This window comes from Limosilactobacillus avium (assembly GCF_947381485.1).
GTDB classification, from domain to species: Bacteria; Bacillota; Bacilli; order Lactobacillales; family Lactobacillaceae; genus Limosilactobacillus; species Limosilactobacillus avium.
The window spans coordinates 1-577 of record NZ_CANCWN010000092.1 but is presented as its reverse complement, the minus strand read 5'-3'; the positions used below and the strand labels follow the sequence as shown (position 1 = coordinate 577).

Sequence of the window (577 nt, the reverse complement as noted above, 5' to 3'; positions counted from 1 at the left end):
CAAGTGCCAGCTGGTTATGAGGCGGTAAGAACATTGCCAACCCAATACACCTTTACGGATGCTGCAAATCAACAGATTATCATTCGTGTGAAGGCAATTCAAACACCAGATCAACCGGTTGATCCTGATGATCCGGTGGACCCACATACGCCAGTAGATCCAGATCCACAAATACCTGCTGACCCGGTCACACCACAAGATCCATCTCAACCAATTGATGCTGTGACGACGTTGCATCATTCTGATAACAACGTAACCAGTCATTCAACACAACCGAAGTTACCACAAACTGGTAACGACAATGCAACTCAATCATCACTGGTTGGGCTTGCAGTTGGCGCGGTGGTTACTTCCCTTGGACTTGCTGGTTTAAGCAAGAAAAAGTGTCACAACTAAAAATAAAAAACGCGAACTGTAATTTGAAATGAGGCACTATAGCCGATTTTCAAATCGCGCTTCGCGTTTTTGTTTGGTAAGCAGTCAATAACGATACGTCTAGGCGTAAGCACACCATAACGACACGTATTGAAAAAGGCGGTCGTGATCCTCAAGCTTGGATCACGATCGCCCTACTTAT

1 protein-coding gene is annotated in these 577 nt (G+C 45.2%); it reads left to right on the top strand.

The genetic code is table 11. The features are described 5' to 3' along the window. Positions 1 to 396, top strand: a 396-nt coding sequence (locus QOS01_RS10430; protein WP_283622272.1) for an LPXTG cell wall anchor domain-containing protein, incomplete at its 5' end; no start/stop codon positions are given. Positions 397 to 577 lie beyond the last annotated feature (181 nt).